The sequence below is a fragment of the Rhodoferax sp. genome, from assembly GCF_025354435.1.
Classification (GTDB): Bacteria; Pseudomonadota; Gammaproteobacteria; order Burkholderiales; family Burkholderiaceae_C; genus Rhodoferax_B.
Genome location: NZ_JANXMU010000076.1, coordinates 12,719 through 35,266, shown reverse-complemented (window position 1 = coordinate 35,266; position 22,548 = coordinate 12,719). Strand labels below are relative to the sequence as shown.

The 22,548-nt window shown below is 63.5% G+C and carries 17 protein-coding genes and 1 pseudogene; 16 read left to right on the top strand and 2 right to left on the bottom strand.

Annotated elements, in window-relative coordinates; all coding sequences use genetic code 11:
• Positions 1–6: 6 nt before the first annotated feature.
• The 10 genes and pseudogenes from Q0T48_RS19235 to Q0T48_RS19190 all read left to right on the top strand — a co-directional run bounded on the left by Q0T48_RS19235 (position 7) and on the right by Q0T48_RS19190 (position 15,162).
• On the top strand, positions 7–5,502 hold the full coding sequence (locus Q0T48_RS19235) for a discoidin domain-containing protein (protein ID WP_295959778.1): 5,496 nt from the start codon (positions 7–9) through the stop codon (positions 5,500–5,502).
• Positions 5,503–5,673: 171 nt separating this feature from the next.
• The gene (locus Q0T48_RS19230; RefSeq protein ID WP_295959775.1) at positions 5,674–6,348 is read left to right on the top strand and encodes a TetR/AcrR family transcriptional regulator; all 675 of its coding nucleotides are present in this window, start codon (positions 5,674–5,676) and stop codon (positions 6,346–6,348) included.
• A gap of 138 nt (positions 6,349–6,486) precedes the next feature.
• Positions 6,487–8,169: pseudogene (locus Q0T48_RS19225) on the top strand (DUF1302 family protein).
• Positions 8,170–8,207: 38 nt separating this feature from the next.
• Positions 8,208–9,566 (top strand): DUF1329 domain-containing protein, encoded by a 1,359-nt coding sequence (locus tag Q0T48_RS19220; protein ID WP_295959772.1) that lies wholly within the window; start codon positions 8,208–8,210, stop codon positions 9,564–9,566.
• A gap of 14 nt (positions 9,567–9,580) precedes the next feature.
• Positions 9,581–10,375: a GMC family oxidoreductase N-terminal domain-containing protein gene (locus Q0T48_RS19215; protein ID WP_295959769.1), complete on the top strand. Its 795-nt coding sequence runs from the start codon at positions 9,581–9,583 to the stop codon at positions 10,373–10,375.
• Complete coding sequence (locus tag Q0T48_RS19210) at positions 10,327–11,178, top strand: GMC oxidoreductase (protein WP_295959767.1); 852 nt, start codon at positions 10,327–10,329, stop codon at positions 11,176–11,178. Before Q0T48_RS19215 ends, Q0T48_RS19210 begins: the two co-directional genes overlap by 49 nt.
• 11 nt (positions 11,179–11,189) lie before the next feature.
• Complete coding sequence (locus Q0T48_RS19205; RefSeq protein WP_295959764.1) at positions 11,190–12,683, top strand: aldehyde dehydrogenase family protein; 1,494 nt, start codon at positions 11,190–11,192, stop codon at positions 12,681–12,683.
• Positions 12,684–12,700: 17 nt separating this feature from the next.
• The gene (locus tag Q0T48_RS19200) at positions 12,701–13,651 is read left to right on the top strand and encodes a PHB depolymerase family esterase (protein ID WP_295959761.1); all 951 of its coding nucleotides are present in this window, start codon (positions 12,701–12,703) and stop codon (positions 13,649–13,651) included.
• Between the two features lie 60 nt (positions 13,652–13,711).
• On the top strand, positions 13,712–14,947 hold the full coding sequence (locus Q0T48_RS19195; RefSeq protein ID WP_295959758.1) for a cytochrome P450: 1,236 nt from the start codon (positions 13,712–13,714) through the stop codon (positions 14,945–14,947).
• A complete protein-coding gene (locus tag Q0T48_RS19190) occupies positions 14,944–15,162 on the top strand; it encodes a ferredoxin (protein WP_295959755.1) in 219 nt (72 codons plus the stop codon). Before Q0T48_RS19195 ends, Q0T48_RS19190 begins: the two co-directional genes overlap by 4 nt.
• 67 nt (positions 15,163–15,229) lie before the next feature.
• On the opposite strand, the gene Q0T48_RS19185 is transcribed toward Q0T48_RS19190, so the two are convergent.
• Complete coding sequence (locus Q0T48_RS19185) at positions 15,230–15,454, bottom strand: hypothetical protein (RefSeq protein ID WP_295959752.1); 225 nt, start codon at positions 15,452–15,454, stop codon at positions 15,230–15,232.
• A 153-nt stretch (positions 15,455–15,607) separates the two neighbouring features.
• On the opposite strand from Q0T48_RS19185, the gene glyQ reads away from it, so the two are divergent.
• From glyQ to Q0T48_RS19160, 5 genes are all read left to right on the top strand, one after another.
• Positions 15,608–16,525: a glycine--tRNA ligase subunit alpha gene (gene glyQ, locus Q0T48_RS19180; protein ID WP_295959749.1), complete on the top strand. Its 918-nt coding sequence runs from the start codon at positions 15,608–15,610 to the stop codon at positions 16,523–16,525.
• A gap of 1 nt (position 16,526) precedes the next feature.
• Positions 16,527–18,659 (top strand): glycine--tRNA ligase subunit beta, encoded by a 2,133-nt coding sequence (glyS, locus tag Q0T48_RS19175; RefSeq protein ID WP_295959747.1) that lies wholly within the window; start codon positions 16,527–16,529, stop codon positions 18,657–18,659.
• A 28-nt stretch (positions 18,660–18,687) separates the two neighbouring features.
• Positions 18,688–19,263: a D-glycero-beta-D-manno-heptose 1,7-bisphosphate 7-phosphatase gene (gene gmhB, locus Q0T48_RS19170; protein WP_295959744.1), complete on the top strand. Its 576-nt coding sequence runs from the start codon at positions 18,688–18,690 to the stop codon at positions 19,261–19,263.
• A 65-nt stretch (positions 19,264–19,328) separates the two neighbouring features.
• Positions 19,329–20,063 carry a lysophospholipid acyltransferase family protein gene (locus Q0T48_RS19165; protein WP_295959741.1) on the top strand — a complete coding sequence of 245 codons (735 nt, stop codon included), beginning with the start codon at positions 19,329–19,331 and terminating at the stop codon, positions 20,061–20,063.
• Positions 20,064–20,204: 141 nt separating this feature from the next.
• Positions 20,205–20,951, top strand: a complete 747-nt coding sequence (locus Q0T48_RS19160) for a SprT family zinc-dependent metalloprotease (RefSeq protein ID WP_295959738.1) — start codon at positions 20,205–20,207, stop codon at positions 20,949–20,951.
• Here the strand turns inward: Q0T48_RS19160 and Q0T48_RS19155 are convergent.
• Positions 20,948–22,063, bottom strand: a complete 1,116-nt coding sequence (locus tag Q0T48_RS19155; protein ID WP_295959735.1) for an MBL fold metallo-hydrolase — start codon at positions 22,061–22,063, stop codon at positions 20,948–20,950. The genes Q0T48_RS19160 and Q0T48_RS19155 overlap by 4 nt on opposite strands.
• Before the next feature lie 76 nt (positions 22,064–22,139).
• Between Q0T48_RS19155 and Q0T48_RS19150 the strand changes: the two genes are divergently transcribed.
• Entirely contained in the window at positions 22,140–22,547 is a 408-nt protein-coding gene (locus Q0T48_RS19150; protein WP_295959733.1) for a MerR family DNA-binding transcriptional regulator, read from the top strand.
• Position 22,548: the final 1 nt, after the last annotated feature.

Genomic DNA, 22,548 nt, shown 5'->3' with positions numbered 1-22,548 from the left:
GGCACGGTGTTGGCTTTAGCCCTGGGTCTGGTGGCCTGTGGTGGCGAGTCCACCGACACCGTTGAGCAAGGGCGGGCCAAGGCCGCTGGTGTGCCGATTGCCGCATTCAACAAGGCCAAGTGGGGTGGCAAGATTGATGTCAGCCTGACACCCGCTTCGGCCGCCAATTTGCCCAATGGCAACGTAATGCTCTGGGCGGCCGATGGCGAGTTTATGTTCAGCAATGGCGATGCCCGGGCCTACGCCACCACGTACAACCCCACTACGGGCGGCTTTACAAAGCGTTTGGTCAATGAAACCGGCAGCAATTTGTTTTGCCCCGGCACCAGCATGTTGGCCGATGGGCGGTTGCTGGTCAGCGGTGGTTCTCAGGCAGGCAACACCAGCATTTACAACTCTGCCAACGACACCTGGGCGGCCGGTGCGGCGCTCAATATCACCCGGGCCTATAACGCCAATGCGTTGCTCCAGGACGGCTCGGTCCTCACGTTGGGGGGCTCCTGGAATGGTGGACAAGGCGGCAAGCACGGAGAAGTCTGGACCGAGGCCACCGGTTGGAAGCGCCTGACCGGTGTGCCGGTAGACGACATGGTCGGCCCCGACCCCGCAGGGGTGTACCGGGGAGACAACCACATGTGGCTGCTGCCCACCGGCAACGGCCAGATCCTGCATGCAGGACCGAGCGCCAAGATGCACTGGATCGACACACGTGGCAACGGTAATGTGCGCTCTGCCGGTAACCGGGGCGACGACGCCTACAGCATGAGTGGCAACACTGTGATGTACGACATTGGCAAAATTCTCAAAGTGGGTGGTTCGCCCGCCTACCAAGATGCGAATGCCACCGCCAGCAGCTACCTGATCGACGTAAATGCGGGTGTGCAGGTGCGCAAGATCGCCCCCATGTCCTATGCCCGCGCCTTCCACAATAGTGTGGTGCTGCCCAACGGGCAGGTCATCGTGATTGGTGGCCAAAGTCTGCCAGTGCCTTTCAGCGACAACACTTCGGTGCTGGTGCCTGAATTATTTGATCCGGCCACCGAGACCTTCACCGCGCTGCCACCCATGACCGTGCCGCGCAACTACCACAGCGTGGCTCTGCTGCTGCCCGATGCCCGTGTGATGTCGGCGGGCGGCGGTCTGTGCGGCAACGGTTGCGCGGGCAACCACCCCAACATCGAAATACTCAGCCCGCACTACCTGTTCAACGCAGACGGCAGCCCGGCGACGCGCCCCGTGATCACTGCGGCACCCACCCAAACCAACTACGGTGCAGTGGCAAACGTCACCAGCAACGCGCCGGTGACTGCGTTTGCGCTGGTCCGCATGTCGTCCACCACCCACACGGTGAACAACGACCAGCGGCGCATTCCCCTGAGCTTTACCCCGACCGGGGCCAACAGCTATGCATTGAATATTCCCACCAACCCCGGTTGGGCCTTGCCGGGCTACTACATGCTGTTTGCGATGGACAGTGCGGGCGTGCCGTCGGTTGCCAAAACTGTGCTGCTGAGCCAGGTGTCGGCCCCGTTGATCACACCGGTAGACGACCAATCGGCCAGCCTGGGCAGCGCGGTCAGTTTGGTTCTTCAGGCCCGTAACCCCACGGGCGTGGCCTTGGCCTACCGTGCCACCGGCCTACCACCAGGCTTGGTTTTGAATGCCAACACCGGCACTATCCAAGGTACACCAAGCACATTGGGGCGCTATCCCATGTCGGTCGAGGTGGGCAACGGCGTCCATCGCATATCGACCGAGTTTGTCTGGACCGTGCGAGAGCCTGGGCAGGTTCAGTTCGTCAAGCTGGAAGCCCTGGGAGAGGTGAACAACAACCCATGGTCGTCCATGGCCGAATTCAATCTGCTCGACGAAGCGGGCGTGGCCCTGAACCGCACGGGCTGGACTATCCAGGCGGATAGCCAGCAGGCGGGTAACTCTGCTGAATTGGCCCTGGATGGAGACCCGCAAACCTTTTGGCATACCGCCTGGGGGCCCGATGTGCCGCTGCCGCACTCCGTAGTGGTGGATATGGGCAGCAGCCAAAAGGTCAGTGGCATGCGCTACCTGCCCCGACCAGGCGGTGGCAATGGCACTATCGCCAAGTTCAGGGTCTACTTCAGCGCCGACGGTATCAACTGGGGTACGCCCGTGGCCCAAAGCAATCTGACCGACTACGGTGCTGCCGACCTGGAAAAAACGGTGTATTTCAACAACGTAGCCGCCGGCAAACCGGCCAGCCAGTCCAGCACCGCCGGAAAAGCCACCGCAGCGCTGGTGGTAGACCGCAACCAGGACGGCGTGCTGGCTAATGGCGGCATGGGCCTGACCGGTGCTGACACCAATGCCTGGTGGGAAGTGGATCTGGGTAGCGTCCATAGCCTGACCAGCCTGCGGCTGTGGAACCGTACCGACTGCTGCGCCGCCAATTTGGCTAATTTTTATGTGCTGGTGTCCAGTACCCCGATGGCGGGGCGCACACTGGACCAGTTGTTGGCCGATACCAAGGTGTGGCACTCCGCGCTGAATGCCGCCGCGCCGCGCTCTCTGGCCCTAGCCGCCTTAACCCGTGGTCGCTACATGCGGGTACAACTGGCCGGTAACAATGCCCTGGGCTTGGCCGAAGTGGAGGTGTATGGCACGGCCATCGCCAACCGTGCGCCCAGTCTGGCCACCCCCACGGTGTCGCCGGTGACCCTGGGCCAGGCGGTAACCCTGAACCTCAGCGGTAACGATCCCGATGGCGATGCCCTGGTCTACACCGCTACCGGTTTGCCGCCAGGGCTGGTGCTGCAACCCGCCTCGGGTGTGGTCAGCGGCACCACCAGTGCCGTGGGGCTTTACAACGTCACCGCAACAGCCACCGACACCGGGGGCTTGAAGGCCTCGGCCAGTTTTGTCTGGTCGGTGATGAGCCCACCGGTGACGATTGCCCCTATCGCCGCAACCCCCAGCACCAGCAACGCCAGTGTGGCCTACACCGCCACGGTGGCGGGCAGTGGGCCTTACCAATACCAGTGGAACTATGGCGATGGCAGCCCGGTCACGGCATTTGGCACCAGCGCTACCGCCACGCACACCTATGCGGCACCCGGCCTGTACACCGTGCAATTGACGGTGCGTAGCAGCGATGGCACGACCAGCACCCGCAGCTTTGTCCAGGCAGTCACGGCCGCCGCCGTGCCCGGCGCTGCCAAGGCCTCGTCCAACCTGGTCTTGGAACCCCGTAGCGGGGCCAGCGTGCGTCTCTGGGTGGTCAACCCCGACAACGACACCGTGTCGGTCTTCGATACCGCTACCAACGCCCGGCTGGCGGAGATTGCCGTGGCCGCCCAGCCGCGCACCCTGGCCTTGGCCCCGGATGGCCGGGTGTGGGTGGTCAACCGAGGGGGCGCTAGCATCAGCATCATTAGCCCTGGCACCTTGGCCGTGGTGCAAACCGTGGCCCTGGCGCGGGGTGGGCAGCCCTATGGCGTAGTGCTTGCGGCCAATGGCTCCGCCTATGTTGCGCTGGAAGGTCTGGGCCAACTGCTCAAGCTCTCAGCCGCCGGGGTGGTGCAAGGCACATTGAACGTGGGTCCAAACCCACGCCACATCGCCCTGACCGCCGACGGCAACACCCTTCTGGTGTCGCGTTTCATCACCCGGCCGCAGCCCGGCGAAGCCACCGCCACAGTGCAAACTACCCTGGCCGGGGCCAAGCAAGGCGGTGAGCTGGTGGTGGTCGACCCGGCTACGATGGCTATCCGTCGTACCGTGGTGCTACAGCACAGCGACAAGGCCGACAGCACTACCCAGGGGCGGGGCGTGCCCAACTACCTGGGCGCAGCCGCGTTGTCGCCCGATGGTGCCAGCGCCTGGGTGCCGTCCAAGCAAGACAACATCCAGCGCGGGCTGTTGCGTGATAAGCAAAACCTGGACTTCCAAAACACTGTGCGAGCCATCTCGTCGCGCATCGCCATGGCCGGTCTGACCGAAGACTATGCCGCCAGGGTGGACCATGACAACTCGGGCCTTGCCAGTGCCGCCGTCTACCACCCCAGTGGGGCCTATGTTTTCGTCACTTTAGAGGCCAGTCGGCACCTGGCGGTGCTGGATGCCTCCGGGCGGCGTGAGCTGTTCCGGGTCGATACGGGTCGCGCACCGCAAGGTGTGGTGGTCTCGGCCGACGGTAAAAAGCTGTATGTGCACAACTTCATGGACCGTAGCGTCGGCGTGTACGACCTGTCGCCCTTGGCAGGCTTCGGCCAGATGGCGCTGCCCCTGCTGGCCACCATGGGCAGTGTGGGTACCGAGAAGCTTGCCGCCGATGTACTGGCGGGCAAACAGTTCTTCTACGACGCCCGTGATACCCGGCTGGCCCGCGATGGCTACATGAGCTGCGCCACCTGCCACAACGATGGTGGACACGATGGCCGCACCTGGGACTTTACTGGGCGCGGTGAGGGCTTACGTAACACCATCCGGCTGCAGGGCCGGGCCGGTGGCCAGGGCCCGCTGCACTGGAGTGGCAATTTCGACGAAGGCCAGGACTTTGAGGGCCAGATCCGCAGCCTGGCCCAAGGTACCGGCCTGATGACCGATGCCCAGTTCAACACCGGCACCCGCAGTGCCCCACTGGGGGACAAAAAAGCGGGTGTGAGCGCGGACCTGGATGCCATGGCGGCCTATATGGCTTCGCTCAACACGTTTGAGCCCAGCCCTTGGCGCAACAACGGTGTCTTGACCAGCGCGGCCCTGACCGGCCAGGGCGTATTCAACGCCCAGTGCGCCAGCTGCCACGGTGGTGCGACGTTCACCAACAGTACGTTGGGCTTGCTGAAAAATGTGGGAACCCTCAAACCCGGCAGTGGCAAGCGGCTGGACGGAGTGCTCACCGGCATTGACATCCCTACATTGCGCGACGCGTGGCTGACCGCACCCTACCTGCACGACGGTTCTGCCGCCACTATCGACGATGCCGTGCGGGCCCACACCACGCTGACTTTGAGTGCTGCCGACGTGGCATCGGTGAGTGCCTTTGTGCAGCAGATAGGCTCTGAAGCGGTAGGCGTGTCCGTGGGGCGTTACGTCAAGTTTGAAATGTTAGGCGAGTTCACTGGACAGACCTGGAGCAGCATGGCCGAGTTCAATCTGCTGGGTGCCAACGGTGCGGTGTTGAATCGCACAGGATGGACTGCTACCGCCGACAGCGCCGAGCTGGTGGCTGAAGATAGCAAGGTGGCCAACATCCTGGATGGCAATACCAGCACTTTCTGGCACAGCCAGTGGTACAACGCTAATCCTTTGCCGCCGCATTGGGTGGTGGTGGACATGCACGCGGTGCAGCCTATTTCCGGCTTCCGCTATACGCCTCGCACGGGTGGTGGTAATGGCACGGTGGCCGCCTACAGGCTGTTTGTGAGCGTGGACGGCGTGACGTGGGGCAGCCCGGTGGTGCAGGGTGACCTGAAAACTCTGGGTGCGGCAAATCTGGAGAAAACCGTTCGGCTAGGTGGCCAGTAGTTTAAAATATTTAGCTATTAAAAAAATAGCTGCTGGTGCATGTTAAATATGCGCCAGCAGCTTTTTTTATGCCTGAAATATGTGCTGTCTAAAAAGAACACATAGTAGAAAATTGTCCAACTCCGGGTAAATCCCCATTTTTCGGATGCATGCAAGAACTAAGATTCATACATGCATCTGAAATCATCTGGTCCCTCTGCCCCCAAGCCCAAACCCCGCCAGCGTCTGAGCCGCGAAGAAAGCCGCGAGCAGACCAAAGAATTGCTGCGGGCGGCGGCGCTGACCGAATTTGCGCTGCGCGGTGTGGCGGGCACCTCGGCCGAACGGATTGCCGAAGCCGCGGGCTTCACCCGGGGTGCGTTCTACGCCAACTTCACCAACAAAGAATCCCTGCTGCTGGACCTGATGCGCAGCAAGATGGTCAACGAGTCGCCCCACTGGGTGCGCCTGGCCGACGAGTCCACCGACGTGGAAGATGCCTTGCGCGCCATGGATCTGCGTGCCGCCCAGTTCGACCCCGACGGCCTGTGGGCGCTGATCAGCATCGAGATTTACCTCTGTGCCCTGCGCGACCCGGTACTGGCCGAAGAGTACCGGCATTACCACGAGGGCATCAAGTCGGTGTGCTGCCTGTTCTTGTCGCGCATGTTCGAGCGGATGGGTAAGACCCCCACCGCCTCGTTTGAAGACCTTGCCGAAATCCTGCTTGCCATGAGCATGTCGCTCAGCCTGCCCAGCCCCATGACCCCCGACCGCCGCCCCCGCCCCCACACCGCAGAAATGTTGCTGGTGGTGCTGCGCGGCTTCCTGGCAACCGGTCTGCCCCTGACCGCCGCTGCGCAGTAGGTGGTCGCCATGCCGCGCTAGCGCCGTCTTTTTTCCCGTTTTTCCGTTCTGGCCGAACTTTGTCGACCCACCTTGCACGGTGGGCTGGGCGCAGCTTGGCCATTTTTTGACCCACCCCTAGAAAAAAGAGACAAGTACATGCCTAAAAAACCCCATTCGCCACGGCAGCGCATGCTGCGTGCGGGCCTGCTCAGTTGTGCTGCGGGCTGCACCTTTCCTGCGCTCGCCATCCAGATCGACACGAGCTCGCCGGACGTGACCATCCGCTGGGACAACACCATCCGCCTCAACGCCGGTGTGCGTACCGGTAAGCCCGACAGCCGGATTCTGAACAATCCCAATTACGACGAATCCGATGGCAAGTTCGGCCGGGGCGACTTTGCCACCAAGCGCCTGGACGTGGTGAGCGAGCTGGATGTCAGCTACAAAAACGACTTTGGTGCCCGGGTCACTGCCGCAGGCTGGTACGACGCGTCCTACAACGACACCTCGGTGCACACCACCGTGCCAGGCTATGCCAGCAGCTACAACAACAACCAGTACAACAGCACCGTCAAGCGCTACACACGTGGCCCGTCGGCCGAGTTTTTGGATGCCTTTGTGTGAACCAACTTCCGCATCGGCGACAAACCGGCCAATCTGAAGGTCGGCCGCCTGACCAACTACTGGGGCGAAGCCTATTTGCTGGGCGCGCATGCGATTTCGTATTCGCAGTCGCCGGTGGATGGCGTGAAGGCAGTGACCAGCCCCGGTATCGAGCTGAAAGAGGTTTTCTTGCCACTGGGGCAGGTGTATTTGAAGTTCCAGCCTACGCCCAATCTGTCCCTGGCCGCGCAGTACTTTCTGGAGTGGAAGCCCTCGCGGCTGCCCTACGGTGGCACCTACTTCGGCCCGGCCGACTTCTTCTTTGAAGGCCCGGACCGCCTGCCGGTGGATGCCAACGGCAACTCCCTCAGCCATGCCGATTCCATCAAGCCCAAGAACACCGGCAACTTTGGCCTGAGCGCCAAGCTGAACGCGGAATCCATCGAATCGACGCTGGGCCTGTACTACCGCCGGTTTGACGACTACAACCCATGGTTCGCACCCAACTTCACCAACTTCGTCGCCATTCCCGGTGTCGGCACCGTGCCTACCGGCTACCAATTGGTGTATCCCAAGAAAGTGCAGATGCTGGGCACCAGCTTTGCCCGGGTGGTTGGCCCGGTCAGCGTGGGCGCCGAGTTGTCGTACCGCAAGGACGGCGCACTGAATGCCGCTGGCTTCAACCCGGCTACCAACGAAGGCCCGCGCGGCGACACCTGGCACGCGCTGGTCAACGGCGTGTACCTGTTGCCCAAAACGCCGTTGTTTGACACTGGCTCGCTGCTGGCCGAGGTGGCCTACAGCCGCCTGCAAAGAGTGACCTCTAACGAGGCGTACTACCAGCGTGCAGGCAGTGCGGCCTGCTTCAACCCCGCCGGTGGCCAGGGTGACAAGAGCGACGGTTGCTCCACCAAGGACTACATGGGCATGGGCATGGTCTTTACCCCGCAGTACCTGCAGGTGGCCCCGTCGGTGGACTTGGAGTTCCCAATGTCATTGAACTACGGCCTGCACGGCAATGCGCCGTCGTCCGGTGGTGGTAATGAAGGCGCTGTGACCTGGTCGCTCGGTGCCAAAGCGACCTATGCGCAAAAGCATGAGTTTCAGCTGCTGTATTCGGCCTCCCATGCCCGTGCCAAGTACGACCCCTCGGGCAGCGTACTGGTGGGCGGCAGCGGCGGCCCCAGCACCAATGACCGCAACTGGCTGGTGTTTACCTACAAAACCAGCTTCTGATCTGCCACGGACCTAATTTCATAGAAAGACATTGAGACATGAAAAACCCTATTGCACTGTTGATGGCGGCCAGTCTGGTCGCCCTGGCCAGCCCGGGCCATGCTTCCGTATCGGCCGAAGAGGCCAAGGCCCTGGGCACCACGCTCACCGATTTTGGCGCCATCAAGGCCGGTAACAAAGAGGGCACCATCCCTGAATACACCGGCGGGCTGACCAAGGGACCGGCCAACTTCAAGCCTGGCAGTGGCTACTGGGCCGACCCGTTCGCAGGCGACAAGCCGCTGTACCGCATCGACGGTAAGAACATGGCGCAGTACGCGGACAAGCTCAGCGAATCGCAAAAGTACCTGCTTAAAACCTACGCCGATTACTACATTGACGTGCTCCCCACCCACCGGTCTGTGGTCTATCCTGAGTCGGTGCTCAAGGCTACGGTACGCAACGCCACCACCTGTTCGGGCGGTAAAGACTACTTCTCGGTCGATGTGGCGTGCCGAGGCGGCATACCGTTTCCGATTCCAAAAAATGCCTACGAGGTGATGTGGAACCTGACCCTGAAGTACAGCGGGGCCACCGATATCACCTTCGACCACGGTGTAAGCTTGCTGGTTGATGCCAACGGTTCGCCGACGGTGGTGTCCGACCAGTTCACGCGCACTGAGCGGCCCTACTACCAAATGGACCAGAAAGACCGCGATCCGAACATGATCTTGCGCACCTATTCGGTGGCCAAGGCACCGGCGCGCATTTCGGGCCAGATGACCATGCTGACCGACTACCTGGACATGGATGCCAAGCCGCGCCGGGCCTTTAACTATTCGCCCGGCCAGCGCCGCGTCAAGCTGGCCCCCGAGTTTGCCTATGACACACCGGTGTCGCAGCTGGGCGGTGTCACCTTGTTCGACGAGCTGTTCCTGTTCTCCGGCAAGATGGACCGCTTTGACTTCAAGCTGGTAGGCCGCAAAGAGATGCTGATCCCGTACAACAGCTACAAGTTCTACAACGACTGCAAGGGAGCGGAGCATTTTGTCGGCACGCACCTGAACCCGACCTGCGAACGTTGGGAGCTGCACCGCGTTTGGGTGGTCGAGTCCACCCTGAAGGCCGGCCAGCGCCATGCCTACGCCAAGCGCACCTACTACATCGACGAGGACGGCACCGGTGCCGGCATGTTCGATGCGTTTGACAAGAATGGCGAGCTCTACCGTGGCATGTTCCAGACCCACATCCAGCTGTATGACCACACTACTCCGTACAGCGGCAAGACCATCACCTACGATTTCAGCAAACGCATGATGCTGTTGATCGGCGAAGGCGCCATTCAAGTGTCGCCCAAAAACCTGCCCGAGACAGACTTGAGCGCCGAGGCCGTCGTGGGCCGCGAAACCGTGCGCTAACCGGACCGCCCACCATGAACGAGTTTGACTATGTGATCGTGGGGGCCGGTTCGTCCGGCTGCGTGCTGGCCAGCGAGCTGTCACGCGACCCCGCCTGCCGGGTGCTGTTGCTGGAAAGCGGCCCGCCCGATACCAGCCCCATGGTCCACATGCCGCGCGGCATTGGCAAGCTGCTGGACCGCACCAACCCCCACGTCTGGAGCTACAAGGCCTCGATGGGGCCGGGGCGCGGCCAGGAAGAATGGCTCAAAGGCCGCGCGCTGGGCGGCTCCAGCTCGGTCAACGGCATGGTATACATGCGTGGCCTGCCGTCCGAATACGACGACTGGGCGGCCGCAGGCTGCACCGGCTGGGGTTGGTCGGACATTGGCCGCTGCTACAAGGCCATGGAAGACCACGAGCTGGGCGAAGCCGAGTGGCGCGGTACCGGTGGGCCGCTCAAAATTTCGATGCACCCGCGCGACAACCCGCTGTATGAAGCGATTTTGACCGCCGGTGAACAGGCCGGCGTGCCCCGCGTGGACGATGTCAACGCCGCGCCCCAGGGCGGTATGGGCTACCAGCCGCGCACCATTTTTGAAGGGCGGCGCTGGAGCGCCGCCAAGGCATTTTTGAGCCCAGCACGGGCCCGCCCCAACCTGGAGGTGCGCACCGGTGTGGACGCGCAGCGCGTGGTGTTTGAAGGCACGCGGGCGGTGGGTGTGGAGCTGCTGCAAGGCGGCGTGCGTTCGGTGGTCAAAGCCCGCCGCGAGGTGGTTTTGTGCGCCGGGGCCTGCATACGCCGAAGCTGCTGCAACTGTCGGGCGTGAGCCCGGCGGCCCTGCTGCAGCGCCTGGGCATTCCGCTGGTGGCCGACTCGGCCGGTGTGGGCCAGCACCTGCTGGAGCACCGCTGCATCCTGATGCATGTGCGCATCCGCGAAGGCAGCATGAACCAGGAATACCAGGGCTGGCGGCTGGCCAAGAACCTGCTGCGCTACCTGGGCGCACATTCCGGCCCCATGACCTTTGCCGCACACGAACTCTGCGGCCTGGTCAAAACCCGGCCCGAGCTGGCCCGCCCGGATGCGGAACTGGGCATCGGCTTGTACTTGGTGGCGGTGAAGAACGACAAGGTGGTCATCGACTCTGCTCCCGGTATGACCTGGGTGGGCTACGTCACGCAACCGGACAGCGAAGGCTCGGTGCAGATCACTTCGCGCGACCCGCAGGCGGCGTTGGACATCGACGTGAACTACCTGCACACCGCGCACGACCAGCGCCACGCAGCCGACCTGATCCGCACCATGCGCCGCATGCTGTCGCAGCCCGCCCTGAAGCCCTATGTGGTGGAAGAAGTGGCCCCTGGCCCGGCCTACCAAAGCGATGCCGAGCTGGTCGAGGCTTACCTGAAATTTGGCAACACCGCTTACCACGTGGCGGGCACCTGCCGTATGGGCAGCGACGCGGCCTCGGTGGTCGATCCGCAACTGCGCGTGCGCGGCGTGCAGGGCCTGCGGGTCATCGACACCTCGGTCATGCCGACGCTGATTTCCGGCAACACCAACGGCCCCGCCATGGCCATGGCCATGCGCGCAGCAGAACTCATCCGCGGCCCCCAGACTTCCGCTTGAAAGATATTTTTATGACGATTCCATTCACCCGTTTCAACGGCTTGTACATCAACGGCCAATGGGTGCCGCCTGCCAACGGTGCGCAAGAAGAAGTGATCAACCCCGCCACCGAAGCGGTCATCGGGCTGGCCCCGGTCGGCGGTGTGACCGAGGCCGATGCCGCCATGGCCGCCGCCCGCCAGGCGTTCGACAGCGGCCCCTGGCCCCGCCTGCCGCAGGCCGAGCGCACGGCCTTCATGCGCCACATGCACACCGCCCTGGCGGAGCGTGCCGACCGCATGAAGACCCTGATGGTCGCCGAAGGCGGCTTCACGCTGGCCCTGGCCCACATGATGAATTACGCCCGGCCCATGGAGCTGTTTGCGCTGGCGCTGGAGCGCTCACTGCTGCCATCCACGCAGACCTTGCCGGTGGGCACGGCCATGAACCCGTTCAACCCCAGCGGCCCGGCGCTGATCGGCTCTGGCGTGGTGGTGCGCGAGCCGGTGGGCGTGGTCACGGCCATCACCGCCTACAACGCGCCGTTTTTGATCAACCTGTCGAAGATCGTGCCGGCCCTGCTGGCGGGCAACACCATGGTGCTGAAGCCCTCGCCGTACACCCCGTTTTCGGCCCTGTTGTTTGGCGAAATCGCCAGCGAGATTGGCTTGCCACCCGGCGTGCTGAACATCGTCACCGGCGGCCCCGAAGTGGCCCAGGCGCTGACCAGCGATGCCCGCGTGGACATGGTCACCTTTACCGGCTCCGAAGCCGTGGGCGTGGCGATCCTGGGCCAGGCTGCACCTACCATCAAGAAGGTGCTGCTGGAGCTGGGCGGTAAGTCGGCGCTGATCGTGCGTGCCGATGCCGACGTGCAAAAGGCCGCCATGGAAGGCGTGTTCCAGGTCGCTACCCACTGCGGCCAGGGCTGCGCGCTGGCCACCCGGCATCTGGTGCACAACAGCATCCGCCCCGCGTATGTGGAAATGATGAAAGCCATCGCCGGGCACATCGTGGTCGGTGGTCCGGCCGACCCCGCCACCCAACTGGGCCCGCTGATCCGGGGTGCCGCCCGTGACCGGGTGGAGCGCATGGTGCAGCAAGGCCGCGACGAAGGTGCCAAGCTGGTGCTGGGTGGCTCGGTACCCGCCCATCTGGGCAAGGGCTTCTTCTACAACGTCACCGTGTTCGACGACGTGCACAACAGCATGCGCATCGCCCAGGACGAGGTGTTTGGCTCGGTGGCCAGCGTCATCGGCTTCGACACCGACGAAGAAGCCGTGCAGATCGCCAACGACAGCCGCTACGGCCTGTACGGCGGCATCCACTCGCGCGACCCGGCCAAGGCCTACGAGATGGCCTTGCAACTGCGCACCGGCGGCGTGGTCATCAATGGCGGCCTGTACCGCCAGAACGACGCGCCCTTTGGCGGCTACAAGCGCTCGGGCCTGGGCCGCGAATACGGCGCGGGCTGGCAGCACGAGTACACCCACGAGAAGGCCATCGTCTTCCCGATTGGCCTGTGAGCTGAGCCACAGCCACCATGCCAAGCCCCCGGTTTATCGCTATCGCCATCGCGGTCTGCCTGTGGCTGGTGGCCGTGGGGGCGTGGTTTTTCTACGCCCCCATGCCGCCTGCGGCCGCCGAGCCTGCCGACAGCCGCAGCCTCATGCTGGGCGGCAGGGTGCGCAGTTTCGCGCTGGTGCGGCCACCCGGCTTGCAGCCTAACGCGCCGCTCCTGGTCGTGCTGCACGGCTCGCTGATGAACGGCCCGCAAATGCGCAGCATGCTGGGTACCGGCTTTGAGCGGCTGGCACGGGCGCAGGGCGCGGTGGTGGTGTACCCCACGGGCATCGAAGGGCATTTCAACGATGGCCGGGTGACGGCCTCGTACAGCGCCCGCACCCTGGAGATTGACGACGTGGGCTTTGTCCGCGCCATCGTCGCCACTCTTGTCACCGAGCTGCACATCGACCGTCAGCGGGTCTATGCCTTTGGCTACTCCAACGGCGGCCACATGGCGATGCGCCTGGCCACCGAAGCCCCTGACCTGTTGGCGGGCATTCTGGTGGCCAACGCCAACGTGCCCACGCCCGACAACATGGGCTGGAAGCTGGCCGTAGGCGGCACCGCACCGCCGGTCGTGCTGATCGAAGGCACCAAAGACCCGATCAATCCCTACGCCGGGGGCCGCGTCACCATTTTTGGCTTTGGTGATCGGGGCACGGTGCTGTCGGCCCCCGACAGCGCCCGCTGGTTTGCCCAGCGCGCCGGTATGGCCGCCGAGCCGGTGGTCGACACCACGCAGCCCCTGGATGGGTTGGCAGTGCAGCAGCAGGACTGGGGCACGCCACCCCGCGTGCGCCTGGTCACACTGCACGGCGCAGGCCACACCGTCGCCCAGCCGGACTACCGCTTCCCGCGCTTTCTGGGTGCGACGGTATTGGACGACCGCATTCTGCAAGCCGCCTGGCGCATGGTGGACCAGCGCTGAGTCGGCCTGCTGCGCCCGCGGTGCATAGCCGCCCTACACATCCAACCACGAGAGACAAAAATGACCATTGCATCCCCACCCACGTCCATTCCGTCCCACGTACCGCCCCACCTGGTGCGCGACTGGGACCTGTGGGGAGAAATTTCCGCCAAAGGCCAGGATGCCCACGCCCATGCCGCCAGTCTGCACTTCAGCACACCGCCGATTTTCTACGTGCCCCGGCTCGGCTACCTGCCCGGCTGCTGGGTGCCGCGCCGGTCGGACGATTTGCGGCAAATCCTGCAAGACACCGAAACCTTCACCAGCACCGCCGCCACGCCGTTCCCCCAGATGCTGGGCGAAACCTGGAGCCTGATTCCGCTGGAAATTGACCCGCCCAACCACGCCAAGTACCGCATGCTGCTGAACCCGCTGTTTGCGCCCAAGCGCGTCGATGCGCTGGAGCACGACATCCGCGCCCAGGCTACGGCGCTGATGGCCAGCTTTGCGGCGCGCGGCAGCTGCGACTTCAACACCGAGTTTGCCGAGCAGTTCCCCACGCTGATCTTTCTGCGCGTGATGGGCTGGGATACAAGCGAAGTAGGGCGCTTTGTGGCCTGGACCCAGGCGCTGGTGAAAAGCCAGGACATGCAGGTGGTGGTGGGTGCCGTCATGCAGATCCGCGACTACCGGCGCGAACGTATTGTCGAGCGGCGCGCCCAGCCCACCGACGACTTCACCAGCTCCCTGATCGCCAGCCAGATCGACGGCCAACCTTTGACCGACGACGAGGTGTTTGGCATCTGCTTCTTGGTGTTTTTGGCCGGACTGGACACCGTTACGTCCAGCCTGGGTTTCATGTTTCTGCACCTGGCGCGCCACCCCGCGCAGCAGACCGAGCTGCGCGAGAACCCCGAGCGCATCCCGCAGGCGGTGGAAGAAATGCTGCGCGCCTATTCCATCGTCAACATGCGGCGCACCGTCACCAAAGACATCACCATCGGTGAAGTCACCATGCGCCGCGGCGACTATGTGCTGATCAGCACCGAGTTGGGCAACCTGGACCCCGAGAAGTACGTCAACCCCGAAAAGGTCGATTTCAACCGCCCCGATGCCCACGTGCCGCATATGGCGTTTGCCTACGGCGTGCACCGCTGCCTGGGTTCACATTTGGTGCGGCGCGAGCTGCGCATTGCCATCGAGCTGTGGCTTACAAATCTGCCGCCGTTCCACCTGGTGGCCGATAAACCGGTGCGGGTGCGGGCTGCGGGTGTATTTGGGGTGGACGATCTGCATTTGGCGTGGGGTGCGGCATGAAAATCATCGTCAACACCAGCGCCTGCGTGGGCCATGCCCGCTGCCAGCATGTGGCTCCCGAGTTATTCACCCTGGACGACAACGGCTACATCGCCACCACCAGCTTCGACGTGCCCCCCGGCCAGGAGGCATTGGCCCAGCGCGCGGTGCGGGCCTGCCCGGAAGGGGCGTTGCGTGGGGTAGATGGCCTGGTGCCGCGCTCTCGGTTGCGTTGAACAGGTCCAGACACTATTAAACCGTTTGCTATATAATTAATAGCTATAAGTGTATATTCTATATACGCTATAGGCCTTTTTTTCTATCAAGATCGGCTTGCTGGGAGGGGGTGGACTTGCCGTCGCGCCAGGCCCGAACGCGGGCCCGTGCCTTTCTGGCAGTCTTGCGCCGCTCACGTTTGTGTTTGCGGTGTTGCCAGACCATGATCCCCGCAGCCACGCCCGCAATAAGCAGGATGCTGGCGATCAGATACGCCATAAACCAGCTGAAGTTGCTGCCTGCTTGTTCCATGTCGGTCCCTTTTCCTTTGCGTAATGTGTACAAATGTAATGAATATGCTGTACCTCAAAGGCGCGCTTGCGTGCATTGCGTGACATATTTCACAGCCCCGTAAAATCAAAGGTTGAATTGCCGCCCCCGGCGATCCCCCCTTTGCAGACCCCCATGAAGACATTCCAGCAAATTATTTTGACCCTGCAGTCCTACTGGGCTGAGCAAGGCTGTGCACTTTTGCAGCCCTACGACATGGAAGTGGGCGCGGGTACTTCGCACACTGCTACATTTTTAAGAGCAATCGGCCCCGAGCCATGGAAGGCCGCCTACGTGCAGCCCAGCCGCCGCCCTAAGGACGGCCGCTATGGCGAGAACCCCAACCGCCTGCAGCACTACTACCAGTACCAGGTGGTGCTCAAGCCCGCCCCGGCCAACATCCTGGAGCTGTACCTGGGCTCGCTCGAAGCCCTGGGCTTTGACCTGAAGAAGAACGACATCCGCTTCGTCGAAGACGATTGGGAAAACCCCACCCTGGGTGCCTGGGGTCTGGGCTGGGAAGTCTGGCTCAACGGCATGGAAGTCACCCAGTTCACCTACTTCCAGCAGGTGGGCGGCATCGATTGCAAGCCCGCCACCGGCGAAATCACCTACGGCCTGGAGCGCCTGGCCATGTACCTGCAGGGCGTGGACAACGTCTACAACCTGACCTGGACCGACGGCCTGAGCTATGGCGATGTGTACAAGCAGAACGAGGTGGAGCAATCCACCTACAACTTTGAGCACAGCGACACCGACTTCCTGTTCACCGCCTTTACCGCCCACGAAAAGCAGGCCAAGCACTTGGTGGCCGAGAGCCTGGCACTGCCCGCCTACGAGCAGGTGCTGAAAGCCGCCCACAGCTTCAACCTGCTGGATGCACGCGGAGCCATCAGCGTGACCGAGCGCGCCGCCTACATGGGCCGCATCCGCAACCTGGCCCGCAGCGTGGCGCAAAGCTACCTGGACAGCCGCGCCCGCCTGGGCTTCCCGATGGCACCCAAAGACTGGGCCACTGAAGTCCTGGCCCAGATTGAAAAGAAAGCCGCCTGACATGAATGTGAAGAATTTACTGGTGGAGCTGTTCGTTGAAGAGCTGCCGCCCAAGGCCCTGAACAAACTGGGCAATGCCTTTGCCGTGGTGCTGCTGGAGCAACTCAAGGCCCAGGGCCTGGCCAGTGCCGAGTCCGTCGTGACCGCCTTCGCCTCGCCCCGCCGCCTGGCCGCGCACATCACTGCTGTCGCCCCCTTCGCCGCCGACAAGGCCGTATCCGCCAAGCTGATGCCGGTCGCCGTGGGTCTGAGCGCCGACGGTGCACCCACGCCCGCGCTGCTGAAAAAGCTGCAAGCCCTGGGTGCCGACGTATCCGCCGTGGCAGGCCTCAAACGCGCCCTGGATGGCAAGGCCGAAGCCCTGTTTTTCGAACGCACCGTGGCCGGTGCCCGTCTGCAGGAAGGCCTGCAAAAAGCCCTGCTGGAAGCCATTGCCAAGCTGCCCATCCCCAAGGTCATGACCTACCAACTGGCCAGCGGCTGCGCCCAGCCCGGCTGGACCAGCGTCAGCTTTGTGCGCCCCGCGCATGGCCTGGTGGCGCTGCATGGCAGCGACATCGTGCCGGTGGAAGCCCTGGGCCTGCAGTCTGGCAACACCACCCATGGCCACCGCTTTGAAGCCGCCGTGGACCCGGTGGTCTTGAAAGATGCCGACAGCTACGCCGAAACCCTGGCCCGCGATGGAGCGGTGATTGCCAGCTTCGCCGACCGCCGCGCCGACATTATTCGCCAACTAAATGCGGCTGCAGCGCAGATCGGTGGTGGGGTGCGTGCTATCGAAGATGAAGCATTGCTGGACGAAGTGACCGCCCTGGTCGAGCGCCCCAATGTGCTGGTCTGCAGCTTCGAAGAAGAATTCCTCGGCGTGCCGCAGGAATGCCTGATCCTGACCATGAAGGCCAACCAGAAGTACTTCCCGCTGCTGGACGCGGCAGGCAAGCTGACCCACCAGTTCCTGATCGTCAGCAACATCAGCCCGGCAGATCCCAGCCAGGTCATCGGCGGCAACGAGCGCGTGGTGCGCCCGCGCCTGGCCGATGCGAAGTTTTTCTTTGACCAAGACCGTAAGAAAACGCTGGAGTCGCGCGTGGCGGGGCTGGACAAAGTGGTCTACCACAACCAACTCGGCTCGCAGGGTGAACGCGTGGTGCGCGTGCGCGCCATTGCCAAAGCCATTGCCCAGCAACTCGGCGGCGATGCGCTAGCCCAGCAGGCCGACCAGGCCGCGCTGCTGGCCAAGACCGACCTAGTCACCGACATGGTCGGTGAGTTCCCCGAGCTGCAAGGCACCATGGGCCGCTACTACGCACTCAACGACGGCCTAGGCGTGGACGTGGCCGATGCCATCGAAGACCACTACAAACCCCGCTTCGCAGGCGACAGCCTGCCGCGCAACCCCGTGGGCACCGCCGTGGCGCTGGCCGACAAGCTGGAAACCCTGGTCGGTATGTTCGGCATTGGCAACCTGCCGACGGGCGATAAAGACCCGTTTGCGTTGCGCCGCCACGCCCTGGGTGTGATCCGCATGCTGACCGAGCAAAACCTGCCGCTGGACGTGACCGCGCTGGTCGAAGCCGCGTTCAACGTGCTGGGCGACAAATGCACTGCGCCGCGCGAAGCTTCGGTGCAGGCCCTGCTGACCTTCATGTACGACCGCCTCGGCGGCAGCCTGCGTGAAGAAGGCTATAGCGCCCAAGAGGTCGATGCCGTCCTGGCCCTGCGTCCGCAGCGCCTGGCCGAAGTCCCCAAGCGCCTGGCCGCCGTGCGCGCCTTTGCCGCCTTGCCCGAAGCCGCAGCGCTGGCGGCAGCCAATAAGCGCATCGGCAACATCCTGAAAAAGGCCGATACGGTCGATCCCCATGTCAGCACGGTGCTGTTGCAGGAGCCCGCCGAAATCGCCTTGCACGCCGCCATGCAGCAAGCCGCCCCAGCCGCCCAGGCCCAGTTCGAGTCCGGCGACTACACCGCCAGTCTGCAATCCCTGGCCGCCCTGCGCGCGCCGGTGGATGCGTTCTTTGACGGCGTGATGGTCAACGCCGAAGCCATCGACGTGCGGCTGAACCGCCTGGGCCTGTTGCAAAGCCTGCACAACGCCATGAACCGCGTGGCCGATTTGTCCAAGCTAGCCACGTAAACCTGAGTCCATGCCTGGAGCCCACCCCATGAAACTCGCCATCCTCGACCGCGACGGCACCATCAATGTGGACAGTGACGAGTTCGTCAAGTCGCCCGACGAATGGCTGCCGCTGCCCGGTGCGCTGGAGGCGATTGCCAAGCTCAACCATGCGGGCTGGCACGTGGTGGTGGCGACCAACCAGTCGGGGCTGGGGCGGGGGTTGTTTGACATGGCGGCGCTGAACGCCATGCATGCCAAGATGTTCAAGCTGCTGGCCGCCGCCGGGGGCAAGATCGACGCGGTGTTCTTTTGCCCGCACGCGCCCGATGACGGCTGCCACTGCCGCAAGCCCGCGCCGGGGCTGTTTGAGCAGATTGGCGAGCGTTTTGGCATCGACCTGCACGGCGTGCCCACGGTGGGCGACAGCCTGCGCGACCTGCAGGCCGGGGTGGCGGTGGGCTGCGAGCCGCATGTGGTGCTGACCGGCAAGGCTGCCCGGTTTCGCGGGCTGGGCGTGCTGCCCGCAGAGTTTCCGGTGGGCACCTGGGTGCACCAGGACCTGCTGGCGTTTGCCACCTTTCTCATCAACCGCGAACTGGCCGCCAAAACGCCTGCGGCCTGATACTCCTAAATTTATAGCTGCATGCGTATATGTTATTTACGCTAGAAGCCAAAAAGACCTAAAAAATGCCTTTGATCCGCTCTGTTTTGCACATGCTGTTTTTGGCGGTCACCGTCATCCCTTGGGCTACGGCCGTGTTCGTGATCCGGCTGTTTGCCGGGCCCACTGCGGTGTACTGGGCTTGCGCGCGCTGGCTGAAGCTGTCGGTGGACAGTGGTACGGCCATTTTGGGCATCCAGAACCGCATCACCGGCATGGAAAACCTACCCACTGGCCCGTTGGATTCGGCCGTGCTGCTGGTCAAGCACCAGTCCACCTGGGAGGCGCTGTTGATGCCCGCCATCATGCCGCGCCCGCTGGCCTATGTGTTCAAGAAAGAGCTGCTGTACGTGCCGTTTTTCGGCTGGGCCATGGCCTGCATGGACATGATCCACATCGACCGCAGCCAGGGTACGCAGGCATTTAAAAAGATGGTCGCCTCGGGTAAGCGGCTGGTGGGGCAGGGCACCTGGATCATTATGTTCCCCGAGGGCACGCGCATCGACCGCGGCCAGGTGGGCGAGTACAAAACCGGCGGCACGCGGCTGGCCATCCAGTGCGGCGTGCCGGTGATCCCGATCGCCGTGACCTCGGCCAAATGCTGGCCGCGCAAGGCCTTCATCAAGACCCCGGGGATTGTGGACATTTCTATTGGCAAGCCCATCCCTAGTGTGGGCCGCCGCCCGGACGAGCTGATGGCCGAGGTGCAGGCCTGGATCGAAGCCGAAATGCGCCGCCTGGACCCGGACGCCTACAAGTAAGCCACTCCCATGCTGCTGCGCTTGTTGCAATCCACGCTGGACCTGTTCGAGCCTGCAGCTGTGGAGCCAAAATCAACACCAAATAGGCCTCTAGCGCCCATTCCACTTGCAGTAGCAGCTCCTGATTCAGGAGCAAGTGGTGTGGCCTACCGCCACCCCGCCACCAACCGCACCCTGCAGTTGCCCGGCGCGCTGGTGGGTTTTGCGTTCAAGCGTAGCAAGCGCCGCAGCATCGGCTTTGTGGTGGGTGCGCAAGGCCTGGTGGTGAGCGCGCCGAAATGGGTGCCGCTGGCCGAGGTGGATGCCGCGGTGCGCAGCAAGGGCGGCTGGATCGTGCAAAAGCTCGGCCAGTCGCAGGAGCGGCAGGCCGAGCAGCAAGCCTCGCGGGTGGTCTGGCAAAACGGGGCGGCCTTTCCCTACCTGGGCCAACCGCTGACCCTGGTGCTGGAGCCCGCGTTGCACCGGGCGCACAAGGGCGGGCTGGTGATCGACCACACCTTGCGTCTGGGCTTGCCGCTGGATGCCGTGCCCGCGCATATCCGCGCTGCCGTGCACAAATGGCTGCTGCTACAGGCCCGCGCGCGGTTCACCGAGCGCCTGAACCACTTTGCGCCGCAGCTGGGCGTGCAGTGGAAGCGGCTGGCCTTGTCCAACGCTGTTACGCGCTGGGGCAGCGCCAGCAGCATTGGCTCGATCCGGCTGAATTGGCGGCTGCTGCACCACCGCATGGACGTTATCGACTACGTGGTGGTGCACGAGCTGAGCCACCTGCGCTTTATGGACCACAGCGCCCAGTTCTGGGACACGGTGGCCTCCATCCTGCCCGGCTATGCGCCGCTGCGCGCCGAGCTGCGCAGCGTGGTCGTGCCCAAATGGGATGAGGTTTAGGCGCTGACGGGTATGGCTTCGCTGGGCTCCAGCGCCGCGCTTTCGGGGTAGGCTAGCGCTGTCGGGTTGAACCGGTACACCCCGTCTGCGCCGCGGGTGCGCTGCAAGTAGCCATCCACCCACAGCTTGTGCAGATGCGCCACCGCCTCGCCCATGGCGAAGGTGATCTGGTGCAAGTCCAGCTGGCGGGTGAACAGCACCGGCAGGATGTCGCTGGCGCTGCACGGCTGCTGCTGGGCGAAGGCCATCACGCGGGCCAGGTGGTCGCGGTGGTGGTCGTGCAACTGCCGGATGCGCGTGTGCAGGCCCTGGAAGGGTTTGCCGTGCGCGGGCAGGGTGAGGGTGTCGGGGTGCAGCGGCGCAAACTTGTCAATCGACTCCAGAAACTGCTGCAACGGATTGCTTTCGGGCTCCACATCGAACACGCTGACGTTGGTGGAAATGCGCGGCAGCATCATGTCGCCGCCAATCAGCACCCGGGTTTCGCTGCAATACAGCGCAATGTGTTCCGGCGCATGCCCGTAGCCGCTGATGCAGCGCCAGTCGCGTCCGCCGATGCGCAGGGTCTGGCCGTCTTGCATGCGTACAAAACTGGGCGGCAAGGCAGGCACCATGGCCGAAAAATAGCCAGTGCGGGCGCGGATTTTGGCCACCGATTCCGGGTCGGTCAGGCCATGTTTTTGGAAGAATTCTGCAGCGCCCGGCCCGCCGTTGCCGCTGGAATGCAAGATGTTGTGCCCCGCCACAAAGTAGTCGGTGGCGCTGATCCACAACGGCGCATTCCAGCGCGCGCACAGCCAAGAGGCCAGGCCGATGTGGTCGGGGTGCATGTGGGTCACGATGACGCGCAGGATGGGCAGGCCGCCAAGCTGGGTGGCAAAAATCGCCTCCCACTGGGTGCGGGATGCGTCGGCGCTTATACAGCAGTCCACCACGCTCCACCCCCGCTGTCCTTCGATCTCGTCTTCCAGCAACCACAGGTTGATGTGGTTCAGCGCAAAGGGCAGCGCCATGCGGATCCAGCGTACGCCGGATGCCACGGCGACGGTTGCGCCCTGCGCGGGCAGGGTGTCGCCCAGGGGGTAGTGCAGTTGTTGTTCAAGCAGATTCATGGCGCTATAGTCGGCTTTTGTGTTGACGTTTACGTAAAAGTCATTCTAGGCCCGCTCTTTGCACCCCACTGACACCATGGCGATAAGCACCTACAGCATCAGCGACCTGGCCCTTGAGTTCGACCTGACCACCCGGGCCATCCGTTTCTACGAAGACATGGGCCTGCTGCAGCCTACGCGCAGCGGCCCGGGCGGCCGTACCCGCGTCTACAGCCAGCGTGACCGCACCCGCCTCAAGTTGACCCTGCGCGCCAAGCGCCTGGGCCTGAGCCTGACGCAGGCCAAGGAGGTCATCGACATGTACGACAGTCCGCGCGACACCACCGCCCAGCTCGGCAAGTTTCTGGCCGTGCTGGCCGCGCACCGCCAGCAACTGGAAGACCAGCTGGCCGAGCTGCAGGCCAATATCGACGAGGTCAAAGCCCAAGAGAAGGACGGGCGGGCGCAGCTTTCCAAGAGCCTCAAACAGGCCAAACCTGCTTGAA

Excerpts from the sequence above, each read along its gene's own strand:
- Q0T48_RS19230 (WP_295959775.1), top strand. The coding sequence starts at position 5,674 with ATGCATCTGAAATCATCTGGTCCCTCTGCCCCCAAGCCCAAACCCCGC.
- Q0T48_RS19220 (WP_295959772.1), top strand. The coding sequence starts at position 8,208 with ATGAAAAACCCTATTGCACTGTTGATGGCGGCCAGTCTGGTCGCCCTG.
- Q0T48_RS19215 (WP_295959769.1), top strand. The coding sequence starts at position 9,581 with ATGAACGAGTTTGACTATGTGATCGTGGGGGCCGGTTCGTCCGGCTGC.
- Q0T48_RS19205 (WP_295959764.1), top strand. The coding sequence starts at position 11,190 with ATGACGATTCCATTCACCCGTTTCAACGGCTTGTACATCAACGGCCAA.
- Q0T48_RS19200 (WP_295959761.1), top strand. The coding sequence starts at position 12,701 with ATGCCAAGCCCCCGGTTTATCGCTATCGCCATCGCGGTCTGCCTGTGG.
- Q0T48_RS19195 (WP_295959758.1), top strand. The coding sequence starts at position 13,712 with ATGACCATTGCATCCCCACCCACGTCCATTCCGTCCCACGTACCGCCC.
- Q0T48_RS19190 (WP_295959755.1), top strand. The coding sequence starts at position 14,944 with ATGAAAATCATCGTCAACACCAGCGCCTGCGTGGGCCATGCCCGCTGC.
- Q0T48_RS19185 (WP_295959752.1), bottom strand. The coding sequence starts at position 15,454 with ATGGAACAAGCAGGCAGCAACTTCAGCTGGTTTATGGCGTATCTGATC.
- glyQ (WP_295959749.1), top strand. The coding sequence starts at position 15,608 with ATGAAGACATTCCAGCAAATTATTTTGACCCTGCAGTCCTACTGGGCT.
- glyS (WP_295959747.1), top strand. The coding sequence starts at position 16,527 with ATGAATGTGAAGAATTTACTGGTGGAGCTGTTCGTTGAAGAGCTGCCG.
- gmhB (WP_295959744.1), top strand. The coding sequence starts at position 18,688 with ATGAAACTCGCCATCCTCGACCGCGACGGCACCATCAATGTGGACAGT.
- Q0T48_RS19165 (WP_295959741.1), top strand. The coding sequence starts at position 19,329 with ATGCCTTTGATCCGCTCTGTTTTGCACATGCTGTTTTTGGCGGTCACC.
- Q0T48_RS19155 (WP_295959735.1), bottom strand. The coding sequence starts at position 22,063 with ATGAATCTGCTTGAACAACAACTGCACTACCCCCTGGGCGACACCCTG.
- Q0T48_RS19150 (WP_295959733.1), top strand. The coding sequence starts at position 22,140 with ATGGCGATAAGCACCTACAGCATCAGCGACCTGGCCCTTGAGTTCGAC.